The sequence below is a fragment of the Janthinobacterium sp. GW460-12-1-14-LB5 genome (assembly GCF_059423585.1).
The window spans coordinates 17,640-44,477 of record NZ_JBWKYD010000024.1; the positions used below are offsets into that span (position 1 = coordinate 17,640).

The 26,838-nt window shown below is 65.1% G+C and carries 25 protein-coding genes; 16 read left to right on the forward strand and 9 right to left on the reverse strand.

Translation table 11 applies throughout. From position 1 onward, the window contains the following. The first annotated feature begins 17 nt into the window (after positions 1 to 17). The 3 genes from AC07X6_RS22385 to AC07X6_RS22395 are packed head-to-tail and all read left to right on the forward strand — an operon-like array spanning position 18 to position 3,568. A complete protein-coding gene (locus AC07X6_RS22385; protein ID WP_494792435.1) occupies positions 18 to 551 on the forward strand; it encodes a sugar dehydrogenase complex small subunit in 534 nt (177 codons plus the stop codon). 9 nt (positions 552 to 560) lie between these two features. Beyond that, positions 561 to 2,171 (forward strand): GMC family oxidoreductase, encoded by a 1,611-nt coding sequence (locus AC07X6_RS22390; protein ID WP_494792436.1) that lies wholly within the window; start codon positions 561 to 563, stop codon positions 2,169 to 2,171. Beyond that, on the forward strand, positions 2,168 to 3,568 hold the full coding sequence (locus AC07X6_RS22395; protein WP_494792437.1) for a c-type cytochrome: 1,401 nt from the start codon (positions 2,168 to 2,170) through the stop codon (positions 3,566 to 3,568). The genes AC07X6_RS22390 and AC07X6_RS22395 overlap by 4 nt, the downstream gene beginning before the upstream one ends. Before the next feature lie 52 nt (positions 3,569 to 3,620). On the opposite strand, the gene AC07X6_RS22400 is transcribed toward AC07X6_RS22395, so the two are convergent. Continuing rightward, on the reverse strand, positions 3,621 to 4,385 hold the full coding sequence (locus AC07X6_RS22400) for an SDR family oxidoreductase (RefSeq protein ID WP_494792438.1): 765 nt from the start codon (positions 4,383 to 4,385) through the stop codon (positions 3,621 to 3,623). Positions 4,386 to 4,509: 124 nt separating this feature from the next. On the opposite strand from AC07X6_RS22400, the gene AC07X6_RS22405 reads away from it, so the two are divergent. Together AC07X6_RS22405 and AC07X6_RS22410 are read left to right on the forward strand one after the other, a co-directional pair. After that, entirely contained in the window at positions 4,510 to 5,433 is a 924-nt protein-coding gene (locus AC07X6_RS22405; protein WP_494792439.1) for a LysR family transcriptional regulator, read from the forward strand. A 16-nt stretch (positions 5,434 to 5,449) separates the two neighbouring features. Continuing rightward, positions 5,450 to 6,202: a DUF4303 domain-containing protein gene (locus tag AC07X6_RS22410; RefSeq protein WP_494792440.1), complete on the forward strand. Its 753-nt coding sequence runs from the start codon at positions 5,450 to 5,452 to the stop codon at positions 6,200 to 6,202. A gap of 3 nt (positions 6,203 to 6,205) precedes the next feature. Here the strand turns inward: AC07X6_RS22410 and AC07X6_RS22415 are convergent, their stop codons facing one another. The 7 genes from AC07X6_RS22415 to AC07X6_RS22445 form a co-directional block, all read right to left on the reverse strand. Next, positions 6,206 to 7,327, reverse strand: a complete 1,122-nt coding sequence (locus AC07X6_RS22415) for a metallophosphoesterase (protein ID WP_494792441.1) — start codon at positions 7,325 to 7,327, stop codon at positions 6,206 to 6,208. Positions 7,328 to 7,396: 69 nt separating this feature from the next. After that, entirely contained in the window at positions 7,397 to 8,914 is a 1,518-nt protein-coding gene (locus AC07X6_RS22420; protein ID WP_230537454.1) for an ATP-binding response regulator, read from the reverse strand. Beyond that, the gene (locus AC07X6_RS22425) at positions 8,901 to 10,724 is read right to left on the reverse strand and encodes an ATP-binding protein (RefSeq protein WP_494792442.1); all 1,824 of its coding nucleotides are present in this window, start codon (positions 10,722 to 10,724) and stop codon (positions 8,901 to 8,903) included. Before AC07X6_RS22425 ends, AC07X6_RS22420 begins: the two co-directional genes overlap by 14 nt. Further along, the gene (locus AC07X6_RS22430) at positions 10,721 to 11,806 is read right to left on the reverse strand and encodes an ATP-binding SpoIIE family protein phosphatase (protein WP_230537456.1); all 1,086 of its coding nucleotides are present in this window, start codon (positions 11,804 to 11,806) and stop codon (positions 10,721 to 10,723) included. Before AC07X6_RS22430 ends, AC07X6_RS22425 begins: the two co-directional genes overlap by 4 nt. Further along, positions 11,803 to 12,240, reverse strand: coding sequence for an ATP-binding protein (locus tag AC07X6_RS22435; RefSeq protein WP_494792443.1), 438 nt, complete (start codon positions 12,238 to 12,240; stop codon positions 11,803 to 11,805). The genes AC07X6_RS22430 and AC07X6_RS22435 overlap by 4 nt, the downstream gene beginning before the upstream one ends. A gap of 10 nt (positions 12,241 to 12,250) precedes the next feature. Continuing rightward, the gene (locus tag AC07X6_RS22440) at positions 12,251 to 12,613 is read right to left on the reverse strand and encodes an STAS domain-containing protein (RefSeq protein ID WP_077405156.1); all 363 of its coding nucleotides are present in this window, start codon (positions 12,611 to 12,613) and stop codon (positions 12,251 to 12,253) included. A gap of 7 nt (positions 12,614 to 12,620) precedes the next feature. Continuing rightward, on the reverse strand, positions 12,621 to 13,505 hold the full coding sequence (locus AC07X6_RS22445) for an STAS domain-containing protein (protein ID WP_442908010.1): 885 nt from the start codon (positions 13,503 to 13,505) through the stop codon (positions 12,621 to 12,623). A 224-nt stretch (positions 13,506 to 13,729) separates the two neighbouring features. Between AC07X6_RS22445 and AC07X6_RS22450 the strand changes: the two genes are divergently transcribed. The 4 genes from AC07X6_RS22450 (at position 13,730) to AC07X6_RS22465 (ending at position 17,490) form a co-directional block, all read left to right on the forward strand. After that, positions 13,730 to 14,143, forward strand: coding sequence for a hemerythrin domain-containing protein (locus AC07X6_RS22450; RefSeq protein ID WP_474291575.1), 414 nt, complete (start codon positions 13,730 to 13,732; stop codon positions 14,141 to 14,143). Positions 14,144 to 14,177: 34 nt separating this feature from the next. Beyond that, the gene (gene hmpA / locus AC07X6_RS22455; RefSeq protein ID WP_494792444.1) at positions 14,178 to 15,359 is read left to right on the forward strand and encodes an NO-inducible flavohemoprotein; all 1,182 of its coding nucleotides are present in this window, start codon (positions 14,178 to 14,180) and stop codon (positions 15,357 to 15,359) included. Positions 15,360 to 15,499: 140 nt separating this feature from the next. Next, positions 15,500 to 15,808, forward strand: a complete 309-nt coding sequence (locus AC07X6_RS22460; RefSeq protein WP_494792445.1) for a DUF485 domain-containing protein — start codon at positions 15,500 to 15,502, stop codon at positions 15,806 to 15,808. Next, complete coding sequence (locus tag AC07X6_RS22465) at positions 15,805 to 17,490, forward strand: cation acetate symporter (protein WP_230537462.1); 1,686 nt, start codon at positions 15,805 to 15,807, stop codon at positions 17,488 to 17,490. Before AC07X6_RS22460 ends, AC07X6_RS22465 begins: the two co-directional genes overlap by 4 nt. Before the next feature lie 66 nt (positions 17,491 to 17,556). Here AC07X6_RS22465 and AC07X6_RS22470 read toward each other — a convergent pair whose 3' ends face one another. Then, complete coding sequence (locus AC07X6_RS22470) at positions 17,557 to 18,012, reverse strand: RrF2 family transcriptional regulator (protein ID WP_071077110.1); 456 nt, start codon at positions 18,010 to 18,012, stop codon at positions 17,557 to 17,559. 370 nt (positions 18,013 to 18,382) lie between these two features. Here AC07X6_RS22470 and ppc point away from each other — a divergent pair, with 370 nt between their 5' ends. From ppc to AC07X6_RS22505, 7 genes are all read left to right on the forward strand, one after another. Then, positions 18,383 to 21,136, forward strand: a complete 2,754-nt coding sequence (ppc, locus tag AC07X6_RS22475; RefSeq protein WP_494792446.1) for a phosphoenolpyruvate carboxylase — start codon at positions 18,383 to 18,385, stop codon at positions 21,134 to 21,136. A gap of 32 nt (positions 21,137 to 21,168) precedes the next feature. Further along, positions 21,169 to 22,179 carry a type I glyceraldehyde-3-phosphate dehydrogenase gene (gene gap / locus AC07X6_RS22480; protein ID WP_494792447.1) on the forward strand — a complete coding sequence of 337 codons (1,011 nt, stop codon included), beginning with the start codon at positions 21,169 to 21,171 and terminating at the stop codon, positions 22,177 to 22,179. Between the two features lie 90 nt (positions 22,180 to 22,269). Beyond that, positions 22,270 to 23,730 (forward strand): pyruvate kinase, encoded by a 1,461-nt coding sequence (gene pyk, locus AC07X6_RS22485; protein ID WP_494792448.1) that lies wholly within the window; start codon positions 22,270 to 22,272, stop codon positions 23,728 to 23,730. Positions 23,731 to 23,949: 219 nt separating this feature from the next. After that, on the forward strand, positions 23,950 to 24,396 hold the full coding sequence (locus tag AC07X6_RS22490) for a hypothetical protein (RefSeq protein ID WP_494792449.1): 447 nt from the start codon (positions 23,950 to 23,952) through the stop codon (positions 24,394 to 24,396). Positions 24,397 to 24,449: 53 nt separating this feature from the next. After that, positions 24,450 to 25,217 (forward strand): NYN domain-containing protein, encoded by a 768-nt coding sequence (locus AC07X6_RS22495; RefSeq protein ID WP_494792450.1) that lies wholly within the window; start codon positions 24,450 to 24,452, stop codon positions 25,215 to 25,217. A gap of 138 nt (positions 25,218 to 25,355) precedes the next feature. After that, a complete protein-coding gene (locus tag AC07X6_RS22500) occupies positions 25,356 to 25,862 on the forward strand; it encodes a sigma-70 family RNA polymerase sigma factor (protein ID WP_230537468.1) in 507 nt (168 codons plus the stop codon). Further along, on the forward strand, positions 25,859 to 26,827 hold the full coding sequence (locus AC07X6_RS22505; RefSeq protein WP_494792451.1) for a FecR domain-containing protein: 969 nt from the start codon (positions 25,859 to 25,861) through the stop codon (positions 26,825 to 26,827). The genes AC07X6_RS22500 and AC07X6_RS22505 overlap by 4 nt, the downstream gene beginning before the upstream one ends. Positions 26,828 to 26,838 lie beyond the last annotated feature (11 nt).

Below are 26,838 nucleotides of genomic sequence, written 5' to 3' on the forward strand. Positions count from 1 at the left end.
ACTCACGGGAGCTTCAATTGGACGCTACACATCACAAGGAGGGCCGCGGCCCCCTGAATCCCGGCCGCCGCATGGTGCTGGCCGGCTTGCTGTCGGCTTCGGCCGCGGCGCTGATTCCCTGGGCGCTGGCCGAACCGGTCGCCAGTGCGGAGCAGGGCGCCTTCCTGGGCGTGTCCGCCATGCTGGTGGGGCGCCAGGTGCTCGATCCCGTGCTGGCCCGGCGCCTGTATGACGCACTGGTGGCGCAGGACGCCGCCTTCCCCGCGAATGTGCGCGCGCTGCTGGCCCTGATCAATGCGCAGGGCTTGCAGGCAGCCGGCCTGCAGGAAGCGCTCGATGCGCTCGATGCGCTTGACTCCGCCCAGTCGCCGCTGGCGGCCCTGCCGCGCCAGATCGCCAGCGCCTGGTACCTGGGCATCGTCGGCACGGGCGAGGCGGCCGTCTGCGTCGCCTACGAGCAGGCGCTGAACGCGGCCGTCGTGGCCGACGTCCTCAAGCCCCCCACGTATTCCTACGGCGCCTACGGCAGCTGGGCGAGAAAACCCATTTAAGGAGCCATCATGGCTGAAGCACTCTCCGCCGATTACCTCGTCATCGGCTCCGGCATCATCGGTTCCCTGGCTGCGCGCAAACTGGCGCTGGCCGGCGCCTCGGTGCTGATCCTGGAAGCGGGCCCGCGCGTGTCGCGCGGCGAAATCGTCGCCCGTTTCCGCAACACGACGCGCCGCAGCGACTGGATGTCGCCGTATCCGTCCGTCGCCACGGCGCCGCACCCGATCTACCAGCCGACCGATAACGGCTATCTGGTGCAGGCGGGCCCGTACCCGTATCCGGCCGAATACATCCGCCAGTTCGGCGGCACCTCGTGGCACTGGGCCGCGCAGGCCTGGCGCAACGTGCCGAACGATTTCCGCATCCATACCTTGTATGGCGTGGGCGTCGACTGGCCCATCAGCTATGAAGACCTGGAACCGTTTTACCAGGAAGCGGAAGAGATCATGGGCGTCTCGGGCGCGGACAACACGGGTTCGCCGCGCAAGCAGGCCTTCCCGATGGATGCCGTGACGGAGCCGTACGCCATGCGCCGCATCCGCGAGCGCCTCGACCCCTCGTTCAAGGTGGTCGGCAACACGGTGGCGCGCAACAGCGTCAGCTACGATGGCCGCCCGGCCTGCTGCGGCAACAACAGCTGCCAGCCGATCTGCCCCATCGACGCGCAATACCACGGCGGCATCGCCGCGCAGCAGGCGGAAGACGCGGGCGTGAAGATCGTCTGCAATGCCAACGTCTACAAGCTGGAACACGATGCGCAGGGCCGCATCACGGCCGCCCTGTACTACGACGTGGACAAAAAAAGCCACCGGGTCACGGCCAAGACGTTCATTTTGGCCGCCAACGGCATCGAAAGCCCCCGTTTGCTGCTCGTTTCCGCCTCGGACAAATACCCGAACGGCCTGGCCAACAGCAGCGACATGGTGGGCCGCAACCTGATGGACCACCCGAGCACCTCGATCACCTTCGACGCCGATGAAGACCTGTGGCTGGGCCGGGGGCCGCAAAGCCCCAATTCCATCAACACCATGCGCGACGGCGATTTCCGCAGCGAACACTCGCCATACCGCCTGGACTTCACGAACATCTCGCGCGTCGATGGCGCGACCAGGGAGTTGATCGGCAAGGGTGTCTTTGGCGCGGAATTCGAACAGCAGCTGCGTTTCCGCTCGGCGCGCGAAATGAGCCTGAAAAACGTGCTGGAAGTGCTGCCGAACCCGGAAAACCGCATCGCCCTCAGCAGCGAAAAAGACGCCATGGGCATCCCCAAGCCGCAGGCGCATTATGCGATCGACGAGTACACGAAACGGGGCCACGAGCGCTCGAAGCAGGATTTCGAGCAGATCGCCAGACTGATGGGCGGCACCAATCTGCGCCACAGCAAGGAAGGCGTATTCGCCAACAACCAGCACATCTGCGGCACCCTGTCGATGGGTTCCGACCCGGCCAGGGCCGTGTGCGACCAGTGGGGCCGCACGTTTGACCACGCCAACCTGTTCCTGTGCAGCACGGGCGTGCTGCCCACGTCCGGTACCTGCAATTCGACGGAAAACGGCCTGGCCGTGGCCTTGCGCACCGTCAAGCATATCCTCGACGAACAACAGGGAGGCACGGCATGATGGCGACCTTCAGAATGGCGGCCGGCGCCGCCTTGCTGGCACTGGCCTTGCCCGTGCTGGCGGCGAACGCCCCTGGCGCCGACGTGCAGGCCATCGAACGTGGCCGCTACCTGGCGACGGCGGGCGACTGCATCGCCTGCCATAGCGTGCCTGGCGGCAAGCCGATGGCGGGCGGCCTGGCCCTGGCCACGCCGTTGGGGGCCATTGTCGCCACCAACATCACGCCGTCGACAACGCACGGCATCGGCAAGTACACGCTCAAGCAGTTTTCCGACGCCGTGCGCCACGGCGTGCGGGCCGACGGCGCGTACCTGTACCCAGCCATGCCGTACACGGCCTACGCCAAGGTGACGGATGACGACACGGCGGCCCTGTACGCCTACTTCATGCATGGCGTGGCGGCGGTCGATACGGCGCCGGCGCACAAGACGGACTTGCCGTTCCCGTTCTACATCCGCCTGTCGATGGCGGGCTGGAATTGGCTATTCCTCGACACAAAGCCGTTCGTGGCCGACCCAGCCAAGAGCATGGAGTGGAACCGCGGCGCCTACCTGGCGCAGGGCCTGGCCCACTGCAGCACCTGCCATACGCCGCGCAACGCGCTGATGGCCGAGCAGCTGTCGAAGGAGCTGGGGGGCTTTGATCTGGGTACCTGGTTTGCGCCGAACATCAGCTCGGACGTGAACAGCGGCGTGGGCGGCTGGAGCCAGCAGGAGCTGGCCGGCTACCTGCGCACGGGCCGCGCGGCTGGCAAGGCACAGGCGGCGGGACCGATGGCCGAAGCCATCGACCATAGCCTGAAGCACTTGAGCGACGCGGACCTGAACGCCATCGCGCACTACGTCAAGAGCGTACCCGCCATCCGCGACAAGGCGGATACGCAACCGGTGACGCAATGGGGCAAGGCGGGCGACGAGTTGGGCAGCATACGCGGCGTGCCGCTGCCGCAAAACCTGAACAGGATGTCGGGTGCGCAGCTGTACGATGCGCAGTGTGCCAGCTGCCACCAGGCCAGGGGCGAGGGCAGTTTCGACGGCAGCTTGCCGCCTTTGTTCCACAACTCGGTGACGGGCCGCAGCAACAGCAACAACCTGGTGATGGCGATACTCGATGGCGTGGAACGGCAGGACGGCAAGGGTAATCATACTGCGGGACACCTGATGCCAGCCTTCCGCCAGACCCTGTCGGACGAGCAGATCGTCACCCTCGGCAATTACGTGCAGAAGATGTACGGCAATCCCGACGTCAAGGTGACGGCGGAACAGGTGACGATCCTGCGCAACGGCGGCGCGCCATCGAACCTGATCGGCCTGGCCCGCGCGGGCATCATCGTCGGCGTGCTGGTGCTGCTGGCCTTGCTGCTGTGGTGGCGCGGACGCCGGCGCAGGGACGCATAACCGCAAGCGATGGCAAAGGCTGGGGCCAGACTGGAGAGTCTGGCCCCTTTTTTTACGCCGCGAAGCCGCCGTCGATCTTCAGCCCCGCGCCCGTGACGAAGGCCGCTTCCGCGCTGGCCAGGTAAGCCACCATGCCGGCGATTTCATCGGCCGTGCCGTGGCGGGGCAGCGCCATCAGGCCGTGCATCAGGTCCGCGAAGTCGCCCGTGGGCGGGTTCATGTCCGTGGCGACGGGGCCCGGTTCCACGTTGTTGATGGTGATGCCGCGCGGGCCCAGGTCGCGCGACAGGCCTTGCGTCAGGCCGCTCAGCGCCGATTTGCTCATCGCGTAGGCGGCCGCGCCGCCGAACGGCATGCGGTGCGCATTCGTGCTGCCGATGTTGATGATGCGCCCGCCCGTCTGCATGTGCGCCACGGCCGCCTTGATGGCCACGAACACGGCGCGCACGTTGACGGCAATCGTCTTGTCGAAGTCCGCCAGCGAAAAGTCGTCGATGGCGCCGGGCAGGAACACGCCCGCGTTGTTGACGAGGATATCGATGCGGCCAAACTGCGCCGCCACCTTGTCGATAGCGGCCGTCAGGGCGCTGGCGTCGGCCGCATCGGCCTGCACGCCCAGCGCCTTGCCGCCGCTTGCCTCCACCTTGGCGGCCAGCGCCTGCGCCTCGGCGGCCGAGCTTTGATAGGTGAAGACGACGTTGGCGCCCTGGCTGGCCAGGCGGCGGACGATGGCCGCGCCGATGCCGCGCGAGCCGCCCGTCACAAACGCGATCTTGTTCAGCAGTGGCTGGGAGGAGGTGGTGGCTTGGGTTTGCATGATGGGCTTTCTGTGTGGTGGAGAAGATGCAGCCAGTATCCGCCATGGATTGCCTGCGCGGTAGCCGTGAATCGCTACAATCAATTTCAACTAAAACTATCAAATGAGCGGGTAGAATAGGCGCATGGACGCCCTCAATCACTTGCAATCGTTTGTGCTGTCCGCCGAACTGGGCAGTTTTTCGGCGGCCGCGCGCCGCCTGGGGCTGACGCCGGCCGCCGTCAGCAAGAACGTGGCGCGGCTGGAAGCGAGCCTGGGACTGCGCCTGTTCCAGCGCAGCACGCGCCGTCTGACCCTGACGGAAGGGGGCGAACGCTTCCTGCAGCAGATAGGCGGCGCCCTGACGACCCTGCGCGAGGCGATCGCCGGCGTGGCCGAGGAGGGCGGCCAGCCGGCCGGCATCCTGAAAATCAGCATGGCGCCGTCGTTCGGGCGCAGTTACGTGGTGCCGCTGCTGGGCGAGTTCATCGCGCGCTACCCGGGCGTCATCCCCGACTGCCATTTCGACAACCGGCAAGTGGACTTGATCGGCGAAGGTTTCGATGTCGCCATCGGCGGCGGCATCGAATTGACACCGGGCGTGGTGGCCCGGGAACTGGGCCACGCCCACGTCGTGGCCACGGCGTCGCCCGCCTTCATGCAGGGGAAACGCATGCCCGTGCATCCGCTTGAGCTGGCGCAATTCGACGGCGTGGCGCGCCGCTCGGCCGGCAGCGGACGCCTGCGCAGCTGGATACTGCGCGACGGGCAGGGCGGCGAAGGCGTGGCCGAATGCCGGCCGCGCGCCATCTTCGACGACCCGGACGCGATGGCGCAGGCGGCCGTCATGGGCGTCGGCGTGGCGCTGCTGCCCATGCCGCACGCGCTGGTCCATTTGCGCAGCGGTGCGTTGATTCGCCTGCTGCCCGGCTGGCATGCCGATTCCGGCCCCCTGTCCGTGTACTATCCCAGCAAGAAACTCCTGCCCGCGAAGACGCGCGTCTTCGTCGATTTTTTGCTGGAGCAGTTCCGCCAGCGCGACTTCGCCGCGCAGATGCGGGCCGATTAAACAAAGAAAAATTCCCATGCATAGCAATTACAGCCTGTTTTACACCTTTGACGGCGATCAACCGGCCCGTTTTCGGGAAGCGCGCGTATTCGGCAGCACCGTGTGGACGGCCGCCGGCGCGGCCATGACCTGGGGAGAAGAGACGCGCAAGGACTACGCCAGCGAAGCCGAAGCGCAGGCCGCGTACTCCACCCATTGCCAGGCGGCGCTGGCCGATGGCTACACTTTGGCGCGCGCGAGCGTCATCGACCCGGCCGTCTTCGATTTCGCGCTGCTGCAAACCCTGGTGGCGCACGCCGCGCGCCTGGCTGTTGACTGCGTGCGCCGTGCGCATCCGGAGCAGCACATCGACGCTTTCGCGCTGGTGAGCGACGACAGCGCGATGACCATCGGTCCCATGGCGAACAGCCGCGAAGCGCTGGCCGCGTCGGAATACGGCGAAGAGATGCTGTGGAATCCGGCCGAATGGGCGTTTGACGACGGTGGCGCCTACTTCGACAGCGCCTATCGCTTGCTGCTGCAGGCGCACCGCGAGTTGCCGTTCGACGTTGATTTCGCCACCTTCCGCGCCGGCGTGTTCGACACCTGCATCGCGGCGCTGGCGCAGCTTGACGCCGAACGGGTATTCGGCACGGGCGCGCAGCGCGATCAAGCCGTGCTGCTGTTCGAGGTCAGCGACAGCGAGCCGCTGGAAGGCGCCATGGCGCGTTTGAATCCGCCAGCCGTGGTGGCGCGTTTCGAGGCATGGATGGCCAGCTGGGCCGACTAGGTTCTACGCCGCCACCAGCCTGAGCCTCGTAATCTCCGCCGGCGCCCCGATGCGTTTCGGCGGCCCCCAGTACCCCGTGCCGCGGCTGACGTAAATCCACAGGCGGCCGCGCCGGTGCAGGCCCGCCACGTAGGGCTGCTGCAGCGGCACGAACAGATTCCAGGGCCAGAACTGGCCGCCGTGCGTGTGGCCCGACAATTGCAGGTCGTAGCCGGCCGCTTCGGCCTCGGGCGCGCTGCGCGGCTGGTGCGCCAGCAGGATGCGGGGGATGTCGGCCGGTGCGCCGGCGATGGCGCCCTGCGGGTCGCTGCGTTGATCCGGATCAAAGGCGCCGGCATTGAAATCGGTGACGCCGGCGATCGCCAGGCGCGCGCCGCCGTGTTCGAGCACCGCATGTTCGTTCATCAGCACGCGCAAGCCCAGGCGGCGGAACTCCGCCACCCACGGCGCGGCGCCCGAATAGTATTCGTGGTTGCCCGTCACGAGAAATACGCCGTGGCGCGCCCGCAGCTCGCCCAGCGGCGCCGTATGCGCGCCCAATTGGGTCACCGTGCCGTCGACGACGTCGCCCGTGATGGCGATAAGGTCCGCCTGCAGGCCATTGGCGCGCGCCACGATGGCTTCCACGTAGGCGCGCTTGATGGTGGCGCCCACGTGGATGTCGCTCAGCTGCACGATGCTGTAACCGTGCAGGGCGGCCGGCAGGCCGGCAATCGGCACGGTGACTTCACGCACGCGCGCCACCCGGCGGGCGTTGATGAAACCGACGACGGTGGCCAGCAGCGCCAGGGCCAGCGCCGCCACGGCGGATGCCTGGGCGTGCGGGCGGGTGGCGGGAATCAGCATCAGCAGCGCGCGCAGCGCGGTGAGCACGAATAATGAAGAAAAAAAGCCCATGCACAGCGAGCCGGCCCAGCTCAAGCGGTCGGCCAGGCGCGCGTCATGCGTGACGGCGCGGGCGAAGATGGTCATCGGCATGAGCATGGTCGATGCCAGCAAGACGGCGCCGCCCAGCAGCCAGCCGGCCAGGCCGACGGGCAGCGCGGGCAGCAGCAGCCAGCCCAGCAGGGCGTGCAGGGCGCCCAGTATCATGGTGATGCGCAGCAGCGGCGTGCGGCTTGTCATGTGATGCTTCCAGTGGGGGCGGCCGCCGATTATAGCCGAGGCCGGGTCAACCGGCAGGCGCCACCCCGTTCATTGGGCGATCTGCAGCCCCAGCATGGCCAGCTTGCCAAAATCGACAGGCTTGGCGAAGTGCTCGTTGAACCCGGCCTGCAGCGCCGCCTGGCGGTCGTGTTCCTGGCCGTAGCCGGTCAGCGCCACGAGCTGGAATTGCTGCGGTATCGGCAACTGGCGCAGTTTGCCGGCCACTTCGTAGCCGCTCATGTCGGGCAGGCCGATGTCGAGAAAGACGATGTCGGGCTTGAATTCCAGCGCGCGTTCGGTCGCTTGCGCGCCCGTGTAGGCCGTGCGCACCGTGTGGCCGTACATTTCCAGCAGTTCGGCCAGGGTGTCGGCCGCATCGCAGTTGTCGTCGACGACGAGGATGCGCCGGCTGCCGCTGGCGGCCGGCTGTGGCGCCGGCCCGGCGGCCGGCACGGGCACGTTGGCGTCGAGGGGCAGGATGACTTCGAAGGTGCTGCCCAGCCCCACGCCGGGGCTGTGCACGCTGACCTGGCCGCCGTGCAGGCTCACCAGGTTGCGCACCAGCGATAGGCCGATGCCCAGGCCATCCTGCACCCGGTCGGGCGAATGCCCGCTTTGCTCGAACAGGCCGAAGATGCTGTCGATGCTGGCGGCGGCGATGCCGATGCCGTTGTCGCTCAGGCGGATGCGCACATTGTCGCCCTCGCGCGCGGCGGAAATGGCGATGCGCCCGCCCGGCGCCGTGAACTTGGCCGCGTTGAGCAGCAGGTTGGCGACTATCTGCGACAGGCGCACGGCGTCGCCGCAGACCCGCAGTTCTTCCTTGGGCAGATGCACGTCGAGCGCATGGCCGCGCGCCTCGATGCTGTGCGAACTCGTTTCCAGCGCGCTGCGGATGACGCTGGCCAGGCCCACGCTTTCCCATTGCAGCGAGATCTTGCCCTGCGAAATGCGCGACACGTCGAGCAGGTCGTCCACCAGGCGCACCAGGTGGTCCGTGTGGCGGCCGATGGTGCGGCGCGCATTGTCCTGCACGGCCGGCACGACGGGGTCGAGCTTGCACAGCAGGGCCAGCGCCGTGCGGATGGGGCCCAGCGGATTGCGCAGTTCGTGCGCCAGGGTGGCCAGGAATTCATCCTTGCGGCGGTCCACGTCGCGCAGCGCGCGCTCGACCCGGCCCAGGCGCAGCAGCGCCTTGACGTTGGCGATCAGTTCATCGGCCTCGATCGGCTCGACCAGGTAATTGTCGGCGCCGCCATCGAGGGCGCGGATCTTGTCGGCCGTGCCGATGCAGGAAGCGGACGTCTGCAGCACCAGGATGGTGTTCGTTTCGGCGCCGCCCTTCAGCTGGCGGCACACTTCCAGGCCGTTGATGTCGGGCAGCTTGACGTCGAGCAGGATCAGGTTGGGCCGGTCCTGGCGGGCGCGCAGCAGCGCGTCGCCGCCGTTCGACGCTTCGATGACCTTGAAGCCGGCGCGTTGGAGGATGCGCGACTTGGCGTAGCGGGCGCCGTCGCTGTCATCGACGTTCAGGATCAGAGCATCGCTGTTGTTATCCGGTAGCATGCGCATTGTCCCAGTTGGTTGTGCCTTGCGGCGGAGCCGGCTCTTGCCGGTGGTGTTGGTTGCCGATCAGCGCGCGCAGGGTCGCCAGCAATTGCTGGCGCGACAGCGGCTTGACGTAGTAGGCGTCGGCGCCCAGGGCCAGGCCCTTGCGCACGTCGTCGATCTCGGTGGCGACGATGACGGGCACCTGGCGCCGCAGCGTGTCGTTTTTCAGCTCGGCCAGCCAGTGCCAGGCCGTTTCGCCGTGCAGCAGGATGTCGAGGATGACGGCGGCGGGGCGCTGCTGTTCCCAGCGCTCCTGCGCCTCGCGCACGCTGCGAGCGGGAACCACGCGAAATTCGCTGCCGGCCAAGAATTTTTCATACAGCAGGCGGATGGGCGGATTGTCTTCCACCACCAGCACGCCGATGCGCTGGTCGTTGCCATTGTCGTTGGCCGGCGCGCTCGGCGGCAGGCTGCCTTCCGGCGCATGGTAGCTGGCGGGCAGGACGACGGAAAACAGCGAGCCCTGGCCCGGCGTGCTTTCCACGGCCACCGTGCCATTGAGCAGGGTGGCCAGGTTGCGGCACAGGGGCAGTCCCAGGCCCGTGCCCTTGACCTTTCGCTGCATGTGGTTTTCCACCTGGCTGAATTCCTCGAAGATCAGTTGCACGTCCTCGGCGGCGATGCCCAGGCCCGTGTCGGAGACGGAAAAGCGGATGGCGTCCTGCTCCGGCAAGGGTGTGGCGCTGACGACGATTTCTCCCGCTTCCGTGAATTTGAGGGCGTTGGCGATGAAGTTGCGCAGGATTTGCGACAGCTTGCCTTCATCCGTGTGTATCTGCAGGGCTGGGTCGGGGTCGATGAAGGTGAGCGTGAGCGATTCGGACACCAGCAGCGGGCGCAGCATGCCGCGCAGGGCGCTGAACAGGTCGGCTATTTGAAAACTGTTGGCGTGCACGTCGACCTTGCCCGCCTCGATCTTGGCCAGGTCCAGCAAGTCGTTCACCAGGTCGCTCAGGCTGACGGCGCTTTGCAGGATGAACAGCACCTGCTTTTCCTGCTCCTCCGACAGCTCGCCGTCGATGCGGTCGAGCAGCAGCTTGGACAGGGCGCGGATGGAGCTGAGCGGCGTGCGGAATTCATGGCTCATGTTCGACAGGAAGCGCGATTTCATCTGGTCGGCGCGGCGCAGGTGGTCGGCTTTTTCATCGAGTTCCGCGAACAGCGCCACCACGCCCCGGTTGGTGTCTTCCAGCTCGCGCGTCAGCTGCAATAAATCGTCCTGGCGCGTCTTCAGTTCGGCCAGGGTGGCGAGCAGTTCGCGGTTCTGCTGCTGCACTTCGGACAGTGTGATATCCGACGGCAGCGCCTGCAGGCTGCCGGACAGGGTGCCGATGCTTTGCCCGTCGAGCAGCGGCGCGTCGCGCGGGAACAGCTTGTGCAGCGTAATGCGCGTGCCGTCGCCCGGTGCACTGTCGATATGGCAGCGGTCCATCAGGCGCTGCGCGCCCAGGATGCCCAGGCCCATGCCCGTGGGCGAGCGGTAGGTGCCGGCCAGGATGCGGTCGAGCTGCGCGATGCCGGGGCCCCGGTCTTCGATGCGGATGCTGAGCACCTGCGGCGCCGTCAGGCCATCGATGGCGAAATGCACCTTGCCGCTGCCGGCGTAGTTGTAGACGTTGCGCGCCAGTTCCGACACGGCCGTGGCGATGCGCACCTGGTCCTGCACGCCGAAGCCGCACAGGGCGGCGATCTGGCGCGCGCGCTGGCGCGCTCCCACCACATCGAGTTCGCTGCCGATATGCGCCGTCAATATGCGTTGTGTCATGGCGTGTCGTTCCTTTCCGCACCGGCATGCCGGTGCTCCTCATGCTCGCGCAGCACCACCACCGTGACGTCGTCGCGCCCGCGCGCAAAATCGCGGTACAGCACGGCGGCGACCAGGCTCGGGTGGCAATGCGCCAGGCCCGGATACCGTTCCAGGTCCCAGCGCGTATGCAGGCCGTCGCTGTGCATGATCAGTGTCGTTCCCGGCTGCCACGGATAGCAGAATTCCTGCACCTTGCGCAGATTGCTGCCGACGATGCCGTTATGCGACAGCAGATGCCGGCGCTGCTGCGCATCGAAGGCGCAGGCGGCGATGTTGCCCACGCCCGCATAGCGCAGTTCGTGGCGCGCGCTGTCGATGTGCGCCACGGCCAGGGCCGCGCCGCGCGTGGCGCGCAGGGCGCCGTGGGCCAGTTCGATGAAGGGGGCGGGCAGGGGCGGCAGGCCGGGCGTATCGTGTTCCAGCAGCGCGCTGGCCGTTTCCGACGCCCGGGCCGCCAGCGGGCCGTGGCCCAGGCCGTCGGCCACCATCAGGCTCAGTTCATGGCCTTCGCAGACCACGTTCCAGGCGTCGCCGCAGACCTGCTCCGACGCCAGCGGCAGGCATACGGCGCCGATCTGCCAGTTCGGGCGGGCGGGGATGGCGCTGCTGGCGTGCTGGCCCCACACCACCATCATCAGCACCGTGCCCTTGTCCGGCGCCGTGTACAGGTCGAATTCCTGGCTCAGGCGGCGTATCGCGCCCAGCCCCACGCCGTAGGTGCCCGTGGTGGAATGGCCATCCTGCATGTGCTGGCGCACGTTGGCCATGCCGGGGCCGCTGTCGATGGCCAGCACCTCGATGCCGCTGGTGCCGCCGCGCAGTACCTTGCGCAGCAGGATTTCGCCCCGCTGCGCGTGCTTGACGATGTTGGTGGCCGCTTCGCTGATGAGGATGGCCAGCTGGCCCGTGCGCACGTCGTCGAAGCCGATGCGGCGCGCCAGCTCGTTGCCGGCGCGGCGGGCCGCGGCGATCTCGCTCGGTTCGCCGATGGGAAAACTGCGTTGCCTGAGAATGTCAGGCTGTGGTGCATGGTGGTTCAAAACAGCTTCCATTTCGCGATGGTGACGGTGGTGCCCGCGCCGGGCGCCGTGTCGATGTGAAAAGCGTCGGCCAGGCGCTTGGCGCCGCCCAGCCCCAGTCCCAGCCCGCCGCCGCTGGTATAGCCATCGGTCAGCGCCAGGGGAATATCCTCGATGCCCGGTCCCGCGTCGATAAAGCGCAGTTCCAGGCCCTGGCGCGCGCCATCGCTGACGCGCGCGATGCGCGCTTCGCCGCCGCCGCCGTAGCGCAAGGTGTTGCGCGCCAGTTCGCTGGCCGCCGTGATGATCTTGGTCTGTTCGATCAGGCCAAACCCCATGGCGACCATACTGTCGCGCACCTGCTTGCGCAGCCGCACGACGTCTTCATCGCTGTGCAGGGGCAGGATCTGCTGCACCGCCGCCTGCGCCCGCTCCTGGGCCTGCGCGCCTAGCACGGCGCCCCCGTCATGCGCATGCGCCGCCCCGTTCCAGCAGCTTGATCCCCCGTTCCACGTTGAGCGCCGTGCTCACGCCTTCCAGGGTCAGGCCCAACTCCACCAGGGTGATGGCGACGGCCGGCTGCATGCCGACGACCACCGTGCGCGCGTCGAGGATTTTCGCCATCGCCGCCGTGTTGCTGATCATGCGGCCGATGAAGGAATCGACGATGTCGAGCGCGGAAATGTCGATCAGCACGCCCGTGGCGCGGTCCGTCACGATGCGGGAGGTCAGGTCGTCCTGCAGGGTCATGGCCAGGCGGTCGTGCATGTCCACCTGGATCGTCACCAGCAGCAGCCGGCCCATGCGTAAAATGGGGATTCTTTCCATAGGCGCCTCAGTGTTGTTGCTGCTGGTAGGTGATGCTGGAGCCCGTGCGTTTCAGGGCCACGACGAAGGCGTCGGCCAGCGTGGCCTTGGTCATCACGTCTTCCAGGTTGACGCCCAGGTGCACGATGGTTTGCGCGATCTGCGGGCGGATGCCGCTGATGATGCAGTCGGCGCCCATCAGGCGCGCGGCGGCGATGGTTTTCAGCAGATGCTGCGCCACCAGCGTGTCGACGGTGGGCACGCCCGTGATGTCGATGATGGCGATCAGGGCGCCCGTGTCGACGATCTTTTGCAGCAGGCTTTCCATCACCACCTGCGTGCGGGCGCTGTCGAGGGTGCCGATCAGGGGCAGGGCCAGCACGTTTTGCCACAGCTGCACCACGGGCGTGGACAGTTCCAGCAATTCCTGCTGCTGGCGCAATATCACCTGTTCGCGCGCCTTCTGGTAGATGGCGATGGTCAGCAGGCCCAGCTCGTCGAACAGTTTGCTGGTGCTGACGATGGCGTCGCCCAACTGCTCCGGCTGCGCCGTGATTTGCTTGCGCAGGTAGGCGAACAGCGGTTCCTTGAGGGCGAACATGAAGCTGGCCGTGTCGATCGGCGAATAGCCCTGGCGCACGCGCGACTGCGATATTTCCGCGAGCAGCTGGCGCGTGTCGTCCCAGGCGCCGCCTTCGAGGTCGAACGAATCGCCGCTTTCCAGCGCGCCCGCCAGCAGCGGCAGAAATTGCGATGCCTGCTGGCGCAGCTCGTTTTCGGCGATCTTGTCGCGCCGCACCAGGCGGGCGATCAGGCCGGCCATCCAGCCGTCCAGCAGTTCCGTGTGGTGCTCGTTGATGATGGCGGCCAGTTGCTGCGCCTGGCCCGTGCCCGTTTTGTTTTTCATGCTCATCCTTGGCTGGAGTGGAGGGTGCGGCACGGCCGCAAACGGGCACGCGCTGTGATGGATAAATTATAGGCAGGCATGGCCGTAGCTTGTGTTCTGTGCCGCACATAGTGGCGCATGTCGATCAAGATTCCCGCAGGAAACATTCATGCTTGACTTAAAGATGCATGTAATTTGCATGTTTAAACGGATTCCGCTACACTGGCAACACTCAACAAGAGAAACACGCCATGAATATCGACAAATTCAAACAGCAGCACCTGGCCATCCTGGCCGCCATCGATGACTTGCGCCGGCTGGCGCGCGGCGGTGTCGCCGCGCAGGCGCAGGCCATCGCCGAACAGATCATCGCCATGAGCGGCTTGATCAAGCTGCACCTGGCCGTCGAGCAGCGCTACCTGTATCCGGCCGCGCAAGCGTCCGGCGTGGCCAGGGTGGCCCAGCTGGGCCGCCAGTACGAAAACGAGATGCACGGCATCGCCGGCGCCTACCTCGATTTCGCCGGCCGCTGGAATACGCCCGTGCGCCTGGCGGCCGAGCCGGAAGCCTTCCGCAGCGAAGCCAATACCGTGCTGCACGCGCTGTTCCAGCGCATGCGGCGCGAAGACCACGATCTTTATCCCGCCATTGAATCACTGGCCTGAAAACCGCCTGCCCATATATCTAAAGGAATTCCACATGCTGACCCAAGAACAACGCGCCATCATCACGGCCACCGTCCCCATCCTCGAGCAAGGCGGCGAGGCGCTGACCCGTCATTTCTACAAGAACCTGTTCCGCGACCATCCGGAAGTGCTGCCGTACTTTAACCAGGCGCACCAGCACAGCGGTGACCAGCAGCGCGCGCTGGCCAATGGCGTGCTGATGTATGCCAAACATATCGATCAACTTGCAGCGCTGGGCGACCTGGTGGCCACCATCGTCAACAAGCACGTGGCCTTGCAGATCCGCGCTGAGCACTATCCGCTGGTGGGCGCCAGCCTGCTGCAAGCGATCCGCGAAGTGCTGGGCGAAGAGATCGCCAGCGACGCCGTCATCGATGCCTGGGGCGCGGCCTACGGCCAGCTGGCCGATATTTTGGCTGGCGAAGAAGGGCGCATCTACAAGGCGCAGGCTGCCGCACCGGGCGGCTGGAGCGGCGCGCGCGATTTTCTGGTGCAGAGCAAGGTCGTGGAAAGCGGCGAGATCACGTCCTTCCTGATGGCGCCCGCCGATGGCCAGCCCGTGCTCGACTTTGCGCCGGGCCAGTATATCGGCGTGCTGGCCACCGTCGATGGCGTGCCCATGCGCCGCCAGTACTCCTTGTCGGCCGCCAGCAATGGCCAGACCTACCGCATCAGCATCAAGCGCGAAGAGGGCGGCAAGGTGTCGAATTTCTTCCACGACCACGTGCAGGCGGGCGACACCGTGCAGCTGACGCCGCCATCGGGCGACTTCGTGCTGACGCAGAGCGACAAGCCGCTGGTGCTGATCAGCGGCGGCGTGGGCATCACGCCGACCCTGGCCATGCTGGCGGCGGCCCTGCGCGGCAAGCGTCCCGTGCATTTCATTCACGCGGCGCGCCACCACGGCGTGCATGCGTTCCGCGCGCAGATCGACGAACTGGCCGCGCAGCACCCGCAATTGAAACGTTATTACTGCTACGCGGAACACGCCGGCGCGCAAGATGCGCCCGACGCCGTCGGCTTGCTGAATAAAGAGCAGTTGAATAGCTGGCTGCCAGCCTCGCGCGACGTCGATGCGTATTTCCTGGGGCCGCAGCCGTTCATGCGGGCCGTCAAGCAATACCTGCGTGAACTGGGCGTACCGGAACGGCAGACGCACCATGAATTCTTCGGCCCGGCAGCCGCGCTGAACTGACCTTGTCTGCCTGGTGTTGCTCCTTGTATTGCCCCTGCGAGAAAAAAACGCCGCCGTAAGGGGCGGGTAAGGCTCGCCCCGTATTGTGAAGCCAAGCTCGACAAGAAAAGAGCAGTTTTTTACATAACGGAGGCAACACCATGCATGACGATCTTGTGCAACAAATCAAGCGCGACCCCAATTATCATCAGCTGGTCAAGGTGCGCTCGCGCTTCGGCTGGGCCCTGACGGGCCTGATGATGCTGGTGTATTACGGCTACATCCTGCTGATCGCGTTCGACAAGGAATTTCTTGCCGCCAAAACCGGCGCCGGCGTGATGACCTGGGGCATGCCGATCGGTCTGTTCGTCATCGTGTTTACCGTGCTGATCACCGGCATCTACGTGCGCCGCGCCAACAAGCAATTCGACGACCTGACCAGCGCCATCCAGGCACGGGTGCAAGCATGAACGGCGCCGTATTGACGCAACGCAAACTTCCCTGCCTGGCAGCGCTGGCCTTGCTGGCGGGCGCCAGCGGCAGCGTGCTGGCGGCCGGCGCCGACCTGGGCCAGGCCGTCAAGCAGCCCACCAACTGGACGGCCATCATCATGTTCGCCGTCTTCGTCATCTTCACCCTGTTCGTCACCAAGTGGGCGGCCAAGAAGACCAAGTCGGCCTCCGATTTCTACACGGCGGGCGGCGGCATCACGGGCTTCCAGAACGGCCTGGCCATCGCGGGCGACTATATGTCGGCCGCCTCGTTCCTCGGCATTTCCGCCGCCGTCTTTTTGAACGGCTATGATGGCCTGATCTACGCCATCGGCTTTCTCGTCGGCTGGCCCGTCATCACCTTTCTGATGGCCGAGCGCCTGCGCAACCTGGGCCGCTACACCTTTGCCGACGTGGCCGCCTACCGCTTCAAGCAGGCGCCGATCCGCATTTTCTCGGCCTCCGGCACCCTCGTCGTCGTGGCCTTTTACCTGATCGCGCAGATGGTGGGCGCGGGCCAGCTGATCAAGCTGCTGTTCGGCCTCGAATACTGGATCGCCGTCGTCCTGGTCGGCACATTGATGATGATCTACGTGCTGTTCGGCGGCATGACGGCCACCACCTGGGTGCAGATCATCAAGGCCGTGATGCTGCTGGGCGGCGCCACCTTCATGGCCGTGGCCGTGCTGGCGCAATTCAACTTCAGCCCGGAAGCGCTGTTCGCCAAGTCCGTGGACGTGCATGCCACCAAGGAAGCCATCATGGGCCCCGGTTCCTTCATCAAGGACCCGATTTCGGCCATCTCCTTCGGCATGGCGCTGATGTTCGGCACGGCCGGCCTGCCGCACATCCTGATGCGTTTCTTCACGGTGCCGAGCGCCAAGGAAGCGCGCAAATCCGTGTTCTGGGCCACCACCTGGATCGCCTATTTCTATATTTTGACCTTCATCATCGGCTTTGGCGCCATCGTGCTGGTGAGCACCAATCCCGAGTTCAAGGATGCGGCTGGTAAATTGCTGGGCGGTAACAACATGGCGGCCGTGCATCTGGCCAAGGCCGTGGGCGGCAATGTGTTCCTCGGCTTCATGTCGGCGGTCGCGTTTGCCACCATCCTGGCCGTTGTGGCCGGCTTGACCCTGTCGGGCGCGTCGGCCGTGTCGCACGATCTGTATGCCACCGTCATCAAGAAAGGCAAGGCCACGGGCGCCAATGAATTGAAGGTGTCGCGCGTGACGACCATCGTGCTGGGCATCATCGCCGTGGTGCTGGGTATTGCGTTCGAGAAGCAGAACATCGCCTTCATGGTCTCGCTGGCTTTCGCCATTGCCGCCTCGGCCAACTTCCCCGTGCTGTTCATGTCGGTGCTGTGGAAAGACTGCACCACGCGGGGCGCCACCATCGGCGGCTTCCTGGGCTTGACCACGGCCGTCGCGCTGACGGTGGTGTCGAAGTCCGTGTGGGTCGACGTGCTGGGCCATGGCGAAGCGCTGTTCCCGTACGCTTCGCCGGCGCTGTTCTCGATGACGGCGGGCTTCGTCGGCATCTGGCTGTTCTCGGTGCTCGACAAGAGCCCGCGCGCGCGCATCGACCGTGCCGGCTACGAAGCGCAGCAAATGCGTTCGGAAACGGGCATCGGCGCGGCAGGCGCCAGCGCGCATTGATGTTTTAGGTAATTACTGCAGGAAACAATGCCCGGTTCGCCGGGCATTGTTGTTTTTGGCGCGCGCTTATTTGGCTACGCGCAGGGGAATCACGCCCGCCGCCAGCGCCGGCACGCCCGGCGTCGCTTCGAGTATCGAGGCCAGGGTCACCGTGTCGAGCACGGCCAGGAAGGCGGCCGTGGCCTGGCCCAGCTTGGCTTTCAGCAGGCAATCGGGCGTCAGCGGGCAGGTATTGTTTTCCTTGTTAAAACATTCCGCCATGAAAAAATCGTTTTCCGTTTCGCGCACGACGGTGCCGATATTGATCTCGGCCGGGTCGCGCGCCAGGCGCAGGCCGCCGTTGCGTCCACGCACGGTTTCCACGATGCCCGACAGGCCCAGCTGGTGCACCACCTTCATCAGATGATTCTTCGAAATCGCGTGCAGGTCGGCGATATCCTGGATGGTGACGAGGCGGTCGCGGTGCACGCCCAGATACATCAGGGTGCGCAGGGTGTAGTCAGTGTAGGCAGTCAGTCGCATGGGCGTTCGTTCATAAGATGTGGATTACATCCTTGTTTCAGCCGCCAGCATACAGGAGAGGGCCGGCCCTGTGTGTTGCCTCTGTGTGTTGCCTGTGTATGGCGCCGTCACTTTTCAGCCTCGAAAGACAAAAGTTGATTGCCTTTCGCTTAAATGCGTAGTAAATTTTCATATTGTTGCCCTGGCAAACAGCTCGCAAGCCCCTGTTGAACCCTTTAGGCATGGATTTTATTGATGAAAATCAAGAGGATGGTGAAGCAATAAGGTAAATTTACTACAAAAATCGGATGATGGGCGTTTCCCGGGGCCGGGGAGCGCGTACTACGCAATCTGTGCGGTGCCGCCGTGGCCGCCCCAGGAAATGAATACCATGCAAATGAATGAAGTGAAAGACGAGCTGCTGAGCAGCGATATCCGCCAGCTGGGCCGTCTGCTGGGCGACGCCATCCGCAACCACCTGGGCGACCCCGCCTTCGAGCGCATCGAGCACGTGCGCCAGCTGGCCATCCGTTTCCGCCGCGACAATGACGAAGCGGCGCGCGCGCAGCTGTCCGATGCGCTGCAAGCGCTGTCGCAGGAAGAAACCACGCAATTGACGCGCGCTTTCAGCTACTTCTCGCTGCTGGCCAACATTGCGGAAGATCAACATCACATCCGCCGCACGCGCGCCCATTTGATCGCCGGCTCGCCGCCGCGCCAGGGTAGCCTCAGCCATGCCGTCGGCAATGTGTTCGACGCGGGCAAGGCCGATGCGCTGGAAACTTTCTTTGAAGATGCTTTCGTCAGCCCCGTCTTTACGGCGCATCCGACGGAAGTACAGCGCAAGAGCATCCAGAATTGCCAGATGGCCATCGCCCGCCTGTTGAGCGAGCGCGACCGCGTGCAAATGACGCCGGAAGAGGCGGAGCAGAACGAAGAAGCGCTGGGCCGCGGCATCGTCACCCTGTGGCAGACGCGTTTGTTGCGCACGAGCAAGCTGTCCGTCATGGATGAAGTGGCCAACGGCCTGTCGTTCTACGACCACACGATCTTGCGCGAATTGCCGAAATTGTATTCCTCGCTGGAAACCATGCTGGCCCAGCGCGATGCCCGCTGGGAAGATGCGGAATTGCCCAATTTCATGAAGGTCGGCAGCTGGATCGGCGGCGACCGCGACGGCAACCCCTTCGTCACGGCCGACATCTTGCGCAGCACCCTGCAGACGCAAGCGGACAAGGTGCTCGACTTTTACCTCGGTGAATTGCGCAAGCTCGCTTCGCAACTGTCGCTGGCGCAAATCCTCAACGCCTGCAGCGAGCCGCTGCGCGCGCTGGCCGAGCGTTCGGCCGACGCGTCGCCGCACCGCGTCGACGAGCCGTACCGCCGCGCCCTGCATGGCATCCATGCGCGCCTGGAAAGCACGCGCGTCGTGCTCTCTGGCAAGGGCAAGCAGGCAGACGGCGTGCAGCCCTATGCGACTGCCGCCGAACTGCTGGCCGACCTGGACGTGGTCCAGCATTCGCTCGTCAGCAATGGCTTGCGCGCGCTGGCGCGTGGCCGGCTGCGCCAGCTGCGCCGCGCCGTCAAGGTGTTCGGCTTTTCGCTGGCACCGCTCGATCTGCGCCAGAATTCCGACGTGCATGAGCGCGTCGTGGGCGAACTGTTCGCGGGCGCCCAGCCGGGCCTCGTCTACCTCGACCTCGATGAAGAGCAGCGCATCGCCGCGCTGCTGGCCGAGCTGGAGTCGCCGCGCCTGCTGGCGTCGCCGTATGCGCAATATTCGGAAGAAACGACGTCCGAACTCGACATTTTCCGTGCCGTGCGCGCAGCCCACGTCAAATACGGCAAGGAATCGGTGCCGAACTGCATCATTTCCAAGGCGGCCAGCGTGTCGGACTTGCTGGAAGTGGCCTTGCTGCTGAAAGAAGTGGGCTTGCTGCGCCAGGACAGCCGCGAAGTGGACGTCAACATCATTCCCCTGTTCGAAACCATCGACGACTTGCGCGCCGGCCCCGCCATCATGGCGCGCGCGTTCGGCTTGCCGTTCTACCGGGGCTTGCTGGCGTCGCGCGCGGACCAGCAGGAAGTCATGCTCGGCTATTCCGACAGCAACAAGGACGGCGGCTTTCTGACCTCCGGCTGGGAACTTTACAAGGCCGAAATCGAGCTGGTGACCGTGTTCAAGGAATATCAGATCAAGCTGCGACTGTTCCACGGCCGCGGCGGTTCCGTCGGACGCGGCGGCGGCCCCAGCTACGAAGCCATCCTGGCCCAGCCGGCCGGCGCCGTGCAGGGCCAGATCCGCCTGACGGAGCAGGGCGAAGTCATCACGGCCAAGTATGCGAACCCGGAAGTCGGGCGCCGCAACCTGGAAGTGCTGGTGGCCGCCACCATCCAGTCGACCCTGCTGCCGCAGGCGCAGCTGCAGCCGAAGGCGTCGGCCGGCGCGGGCCACCTGGCCGCCATGGAAGAGCTGTCCGGCACGGCCCTGAACGCTTACCGCGACCTCGTCTACGGCACGGACGGTTTCGAACAATACTTCTGGGAATCGACGGTGATCGCCGAGATTGCCGCGCTGAACATCGGCAGCCGTCCCGCCTCGCGCAAGAAATCGACCTCGATCGAGGATCTGCGCGCCATTCCCTGGGTCTTGAGCTGGGCCCAATGCCGCTTGATGCTGCCGGGCTGGTTCGGTTTCGGTTCCGCTGTGCAAGCCTACCTGGCCGCCCATCCCGCCGACGGCGCGGACGTGCTGCGCGGCATGTACACGGATTGGCCTTTCTTCACGTCATTGCTGTCGAACATGGATATGGTGCTGGCCAAGAGCGACATCGCCATCGCCGGCAAGTATGCGGAACTCGTCAAGGACAAGGCCTTGCGCGACGCCATCTTTACGCGCATCCGCGCCGAATACGCGGCCACCTTGGACGCCTTGAAACTGATCACGGGCCAGGAAGAGTTACAGCAAGCCAACCCGCTGATGCAGCGCTCGATACGCAACCGCTTCCCGTACATCGACCCGCTCAACCACGTGCAGGTGGAGCTGCTGAAACGTTTTCGTGAAGGCAAGCAGGATGCGGCGGCCCGCACGGGCATTCATTTGTCGATCAATGGCATCGCCGCAGGACTTCGCAATAGCGGTTAATTGATTCATTCAAACAATATCAAGGAGACAGCATGACCATCAAAGTTGCCATCAATGGCTATGGCCGCATCGGCCGCAACGTCTTGCGCGCGTTTTATGAAGGCGGCAAGCAGCAGGATATCGAGATCGTCGCCATCAATGACCTGGGCGACGCCAAGTCGAACGCGCATCTGACGCGCTACGACACGGTGCACGGCAAGTTTCCCGGCGTCGTCACCATCGATGGCGAGAACATGCTCGTCAACGGCGACCGCATCCGCGTCTTCGCGCAGCGCGACCCGGCCCTGATTCCTTGGGGAGAGTTGGGCGTCGACGTCGTGCTCGAATGCACGGGTTTCTTCACGACCAAGGAAAAAGCCTCGGCCCACCTGAAGGGCGGGGCAAAGAAAGTCATCATTTCCGCGCCGGGCGGCAAGGATGTCGATGCCACCATCGTGTTTGGCGTCAACCAGCACGTGCTGAAAGCCACGGACACGGTCATCTCGAATGCCTCGTGCACGACGAATTGCCTCGCGCCATTAGTCAAACCGCTCAACGACGCCATCGGCATCGAATCGGGCCTGATGACCACCGTGCACGCCTACACGAACGACCAGGTACTCTCCGACGTGATGCATGAAGACTTGCGCCGCGCCCGCTCGGCCACGCATTCGATGATCCCCACCAAGACGGGTGCGGCCGCCGCCGTCGGGCTCGTCTTGCCGGAACTGAATGGCAAGCTCGATGGTTTCGCCGTGCGCGTGCCGACGATTAACGTCTCGCTGGTCGACCTGTCCTTCATCGCCAGGCGCGATACCACGGTCGAGGAAGTCAACGCCTTGCTGAAAGCGGCGTCGGAAGGCGCGCTGAAAGGCATTCTCACTTACCAGACGGAACCGCTCGTTTCCATCGACTTCAACCACAACCCCGCCTCGTCGAACTTCGATGCGACCTTGACCAAGGTGTCGGGCCGCCTCGTGAAAGTGTCGTCGTGGTACGACAACGAGTGGGGCTTCTCGAACCGCATGCTCGACACCACGGTCGCCCTGATGGCGGCCAAGTAAGAAGAACCAGCGCTGATCCAGCGCACCAGGACGGCCGGCCCACAAGGCCGGCCCTTGCAGCAGCACGAACCTTATAGAAAGCAGCACACCATGACCATGCAAGTACAGCAACGCGCCACCAAGATCGTTTCCACCATCGGCCCCGCTTCGAACGATATCGATACCCTGGTCCGCATGTTCAAGGCCGGCGTCGACGTCGTGCGCCTGAACTTCTCGCATGGCAAGGCGCAAGACCATATCGACCGCGCCCGCATGGTGCGCGAAGCGGCAGCCCTGTGCGGCCGTGAAGTGGCCATCATGGCCGACTTGCAAGGCCCGAAGATTCGCGTCGGCAAGTTTGAAGAAGGCAAGATATTCCTGGAAAACGGCGCCAAGTTCATCCTCGACGCGAAATGGGGCGAACACGGCGAACTGGGCAACATCGAACGCTGCGGCCTCGACTACAAGGAATTGCCGCGCGATTTGCGCGCCGCTGACGTATTGTTGCTCAACGACGGCCTCATCGTCTTGACGGTCGACAAGGTCGTCGGCAGCGAAATCCACACGACCGTCAAGATTGGCGGCGAATTGTCGAACAACAAGGGCATCAACCGCCAGGGCGGCGGCTTGTCGGCCCCGGCCCTGACGGCGAAAGACATGGAAGACGTCAAAACGGCGATGAGCTTCCAGGCCGATTACGTGGCCGTCTCGTTCCCGAAAAACGCCACCGACATGGTCATGGCGCGCCAGCTGGCCAATATCGCGGGCGAAGCATGGGATCACAAGCCGATGATGATCGCCAAGATCGAGCGCGCGGAAGCCATTCCCGCGCTGCAAGAAATTTTAGATGCTTCCGACGGCATCATGGTGGCGCGCGGCGATCTGGCCGTCGAGGTGGGCAACGCGGCCGTGCCGGCCTTGCAAAAGCGCATGATCAAGATGGCGCGCGCGTCGAACAAGCTGGCGATCACGGCCACGCAGATGATGGAATCGATGATCGTCAACGCCGTCCCGACCCGCGCGGAAGTGTCCGACGTGGCGAATGCCGTGCTCGACGGCACAGACGCCGTCATGACGTCGGCGGAAACGGCCTCGGGCCGCTACCCGATCGAAACGGTGGAAGCGATGGCCGCCATCTGCCTGGACGCGGAAAAGTGGGATACCTGCAAGCTGGACGCCGATTTCCTCAACGCCACGTTCTCGCGCATCGATCAGTCGATCGCCTACGGCGCGCTGTTTACGGCCCATCACTTGCGCGTGAAAGCGATCGCCACGCTGACGGAATCGGGCTCCACGGCACTGTGGATGAGCCGTTGCAACATCGACATCCCCATCGTCGCGCTGACCCCCAGCGTGGGCACGCGCCGCAAGCTGGCCCTGTACCGCAACGTCAGCACGCTGGAACTGACGTCCGGCACCGACCGCGACAAGGTCTTGCAGCAGGCGGAAGACTTGCTGCTGGAACATAAAGTCGTGGCCAAGGGCGACACCGTCGTGCTGACCTGGGGCGAGCCGATGGGCAAGGTCGGCGGCACGAATGCCCTGAAAATCATGAAGATCGGCCAGCACTGACCGATAACCGGCTGACGCCCGGCCTGCCGGACGTCCGCCACGCTGGCCGCTCCGAATTGCCGGACGCGGCCGGCCCTGATCCTGCCCATCCTGCCCATCCTGGGCCTCCTTGCGCCTTCCTGCTCATTGTTTGACATACATCATGGCCGTCAGCGCGGCGGTGTTGCCACACCCCGTGGCCGGCCGGCTGGCGTTATCGGCTCCCGCGTGAGAATATGGATGCTTTCCCATTTGGCAATTGAAAGAAGCGTCAAGATGAAACCCGGATATGCTGCCGTATTAATGCTCATGCTGGCTTGCCCGGCCCAGGCGTGGGCGCAGGACGCTTCATGCGATGCGGACGACCGCACGGCGGTGACCTCGCTCGATGCACTTCCCGCCCAGGTGCAGGACTTGCTGGGGCGCGCCAGGCCGGGTGTTGCCGGTATCGCCGATGTTGGCGGAAAATTCAATCCGAGCGACGTCATCCTCGATCAGAGCGTGCCGATGCGCAGGCTGATTGGCGGCGCCGCAGGCCAGCGTTGCATCCGGCTGACGGTCGAATACGGCGGCGTGGGGCATGATCGGAAGACGCTGGAATACCATTTGATTGCGAATAACTGGATTCAGCTCAAGGGGGAGAATCCGGAACGGGCGCCAGCCATTTTGCCCGCTGGCGTGCGCTGAGCGCGCGCCAGGCTGGCGGCGCATGCCGTCCAATGAATTTGTCGGGAGTGACCGTGAAACCCAATGACATGCGCATCGCCTTGCTGATCGATTGCGATAACGTGAGCAGCACCGCCGTGGAGGGCGTCCTTGCCGAGCTGGCCAAACATGGCACGGTCAATGTGCGGCATGCGCACGGCGACTGGAAGAGCAGCTATCTGAGCGGCTGGGTGGAAAAACTCCACCCCAACGCCATCCGCCCCTTGCAGCAGTTCGCCTACACGAGCGGCAAGAACGCGACGGACGCCGCGATGATCATCGATGCGATGGACTTGTTGTACAGCAAGAATGTCGACGGCTTCGCCCTGATGACGAGCGACAGCGATTTCACGCCGCTGGCCATGCGCATCCTCGAGAGCGGTTTGCCCGTCTTCGGCTTCGGCGAGCGCAAAACGCCGCCGGCCTTCGTGCAGGCGTGCTCGCAGTTCATCTATATCGAAAACCTGGTGCCGGCGGCGCAAGCGGCGACGGGGCAGGCCACGGCCGAAGCCGTTCGTGACAGCGCCTTGATCGAGGATCCCGTCCTGACGCAGCTGTTGCTCAACGCCGTGAGCCAGACCTCCGAGATCGACGGCTGGTCGCACCTGAGCAAGGTCGGCAAATACGTTTCCAATACCAGTTCCTTTTCACCCATCAATTACGGCTACAAGAAACTCAGCGAAGTCCTGCGCGCGAGCGGCATGTTCGATATCGAGATGCGCAGCGACAATACCGCCATGTATGTCAAGCCCAGCATTGTGCGTCCGGCGCCGGCGCCGGCGAAACCCGCGCAAAAACGTTAAGCAGGCGCCGGGCGCCGCGCTGAAACAACGGTTTCCTGCGATAGGCAGGCACCGGCATTGACGCCGGCGGCCAGGATTTGTGATAATGAGAATTATTATCAATTAGTCGCGCCTTGCCTTGCGCGCATCGGAGTCCTAGTGAACATTGCGCAATCCGGCGAATCGGTCGCAGTCATCTACAGCAATCATCATGGCTGGCTGATGCGCTGGCTGCGCGCCAAGCTGCAGTGCGCCGACCATGCGGCCGACCTGGCGCAGGATACCTTCGTGCGCCTGCTGACGGCGCCGCCCGAGGGCCGGCAGAGCCTGCGCGAACCGCGCGCCTATCTGACCACCGTGGCGCAGCGCCTGCTGATCGACCATTACCGGCGCCTGTCGCTGGAGCAGGCGTGGCTGGAAACGCTGGCGCAGCAGCCCGATCTGCTGATGCAGTCGCCGGAAGAGCGCTTGCTGGTACTGGAAGCCTTGCAGCGCATCGATGCCATGCTCGACGGCTTGCCGCCGCTCGTGCGCAGCGCTTTTTTGCTGGCCCATGTCGACGGCATGGCGTACGGGGAAATCGCCCGGCGCTTGGCCGTGAGCGAGCGCAGCATCAAGCGCTACATGGTGCAGGCCTTCGAACGCTGCATCCTCTTGATCCTGTGAACACTGCCATCGACGCGCGCGCCGCCCGCGCGGCGGCGCACTGGCTGGTGCGCCTGCACGCGGGCCCCTTGAACGTTGACGAACAGCAAGCGTTCCAGGACTGGCGCGCCAGCGATCCCGCGCATGCAGCGGCCTGGCAGCGGGCCGAGCTCGTTTGCGGCACCCTGGCCAGCGTGCCGGCCGCGCTGCGCCAGACGGCGGAGGCGGCGCCGCAGTCGCCGCAGCGGCGCGCCGTGCTCTACGGCCTGGCCGGGCTGATCGCGGCCGGACCGGCCCTGTGGCTGGCCAGCCAGTCGGCACCGTGGCAAGCGTGGCGCGCCGGCATCCGCACGGCCAGGGGCGAAATCCGCCGCATGACCTTGCCCGACGGCACGCAACTGGCGCTCAATACGGACACGGCCATCGACGTGCGTTTTGACGGCGCGGCGCGGCTGGTGGTCTTGCATGCGGGCGAACTTCATGTTGCCACGGCGCACGACGGGGCCGTGCCGGCGCGCCCGTTCCTCGTGCGCAGCAGCAATGGCGCCGTGCGCGCGCTGGGCACGCACTTCAGCGTGCGCCAGGGCGGCAGCGTGCTGGCGCCGCGCACCGAGGTGAGCGTCAGCGAGGGCGCCGTCGAGATCGCGCCATCGCAGGCGCCCGACGCCTTGCGCACGGTCGATGCGGGCCTGCAGGGCAGTTTCGACGACGTGGCCGTTTCCGCCTTGACGCCGCTGTCACCCCATGCGGATGCCTGGCTGCGGGGCGTGCTGATCGCCGAGCGCATGCCGCTGGCCGAGGTGCTGGAACAGGTGGCGCGCTACCGCTATGGCGTGCTGCGCTGCGATCCGGCGCTGGCGGCCATGCCCGTGGACGGCATCTTTCAGTTGCACGACCCGGACAACATCCTGCTCTTGCTGCAGCGCGCCTTGCCGATCCGGCTGGTGCGCCGCACGCGCTACTGGATCAGTGTCGAGGCGGCGTAAGCCGATCAGCG

Bases quoted from the DNA above. Each gene is read 5' to 3' on its own strand.
- AC07X6_RS22390 (WP_494792436.1), top strand. From the start codon at position 561: ATGGCTGAAGCACTCTCCGCCGATTACCTCGTCATCGGCTCCGGCATC.
- AC07X6_RS22395 (WP_494792437.1), top strand. From the start codon at position 2,168: ATGATGGCGACCTTCAGAATGGCGGCCGGCGCCGCCTTGCTGGCACTG.
- AC07X6_RS22400 (WP_494792438.1), bottom strand. From the start codon at position 4,385: ATGCAAACCCAAGCCACCACCTCCTCCCAGCCACTGCTGAACAAGATC.
- AC07X6_RS22405 (WP_494792439.1), top strand. From the start codon at position 4,510: ATGGACGCCCTCAATCACTTGCAATCGTTTGTGCTGTCCGCCGAACTG.
- AC07X6_RS22410 (WP_494792440.1), top strand. From the start codon at position 5,450: ATGCATAGCAATTACAGCCTGTTTTACACCTTTGACGGCGATCAACCG.
- AC07X6_RS22415 (WP_494792441.1), bottom strand. From the start codon at position 7,327: ATGACAAGCCGCACGCCGCTGCTGCGCATCACCATGATACTGGGCGCC.
- AC07X6_RS22420 (WP_230537454.1), bottom strand. From the start codon at position 8,914: ATGCTACCGGATAACAACAGCGATGCTCTGATCCTGAACGTCGATGAC.
- AC07X6_RS22425 (WP_494792442.1), bottom strand. From the start codon at position 10,724: ATGACACAACGCATATTGACGGCGCATATCGGCAGCGAACTCGATGTG.
- AC07X6_RS22440 (WP_077405156.1), bottom strand. From the start codon at position 12,613: ATGGAAAGAATCCCCATTTTACGCATGGGCCGGCTGCTGCTGGTGACG.
- AC07X6_RS22445 (WP_442908010.1), bottom strand. From the start codon at position 13,505: ATGAGCATGAAAAACAAAACGGGCACGGGCCAGGCGCAGCAACTGGCC.
- AC07X6_RS22450 (WP_474291575.1), top strand. From the start codon at position 13,730: ATGAATATCGACAAATTCAAACAGCAGCACCTGGCCATCCTGGCCGCC.
- hmpA (WP_494792444.1), top strand. From the start codon at position 14,178: ATGCTGACCCAAGAACAACGCGCCATCATCACGGCCACCGTCCCCATC.
- AC07X6_RS22460 (WP_494792445.1), top strand. From the start codon at position 15,500: ATGCATGACGATCTTGTGCAACAAATCAAGCGCGACCCCAATTATCAT.
- AC07X6_RS22465 (WP_230537462.1), top strand. From the start codon at position 15,805: ATGAACGGCGCCGTATTGACGCAACGCAAACTTCCCTGCCTGGCAGCG.
- AC07X6_RS22470 (WP_071077110.1), bottom strand. From the start codon at position 18,012: ATGCGACTGACTGCCTACACTGACTACACCCTGCGCACCCTGATGTAT.
- ppc (WP_494792446.1), top strand. From the start codon at position 18,383: ATGCAAATGAATGAAGTGAAAGACGAGCTGCTGAGCAGCGATATCCGC.
- gap (WP_494792447.1), top strand. From the start codon at position 21,169: ATGACCATCAAAGTTGCCATCAATGGCTATGGCCGCATCGGCCGCAAC.
- pyk (WP_494792448.1), top strand. From the start codon at position 22,270: ATGACCATGCAAGTACAGCAACGCGCCACCAAGATCGTTTCCACCATC.
- AC07X6_RS22490 (WP_494792449.1), top strand. From the start codon at position 23,950: ATGCTTTCCCATTTGGCAATTGAAAGAAGCGTCAAGATGAAACCCGGA.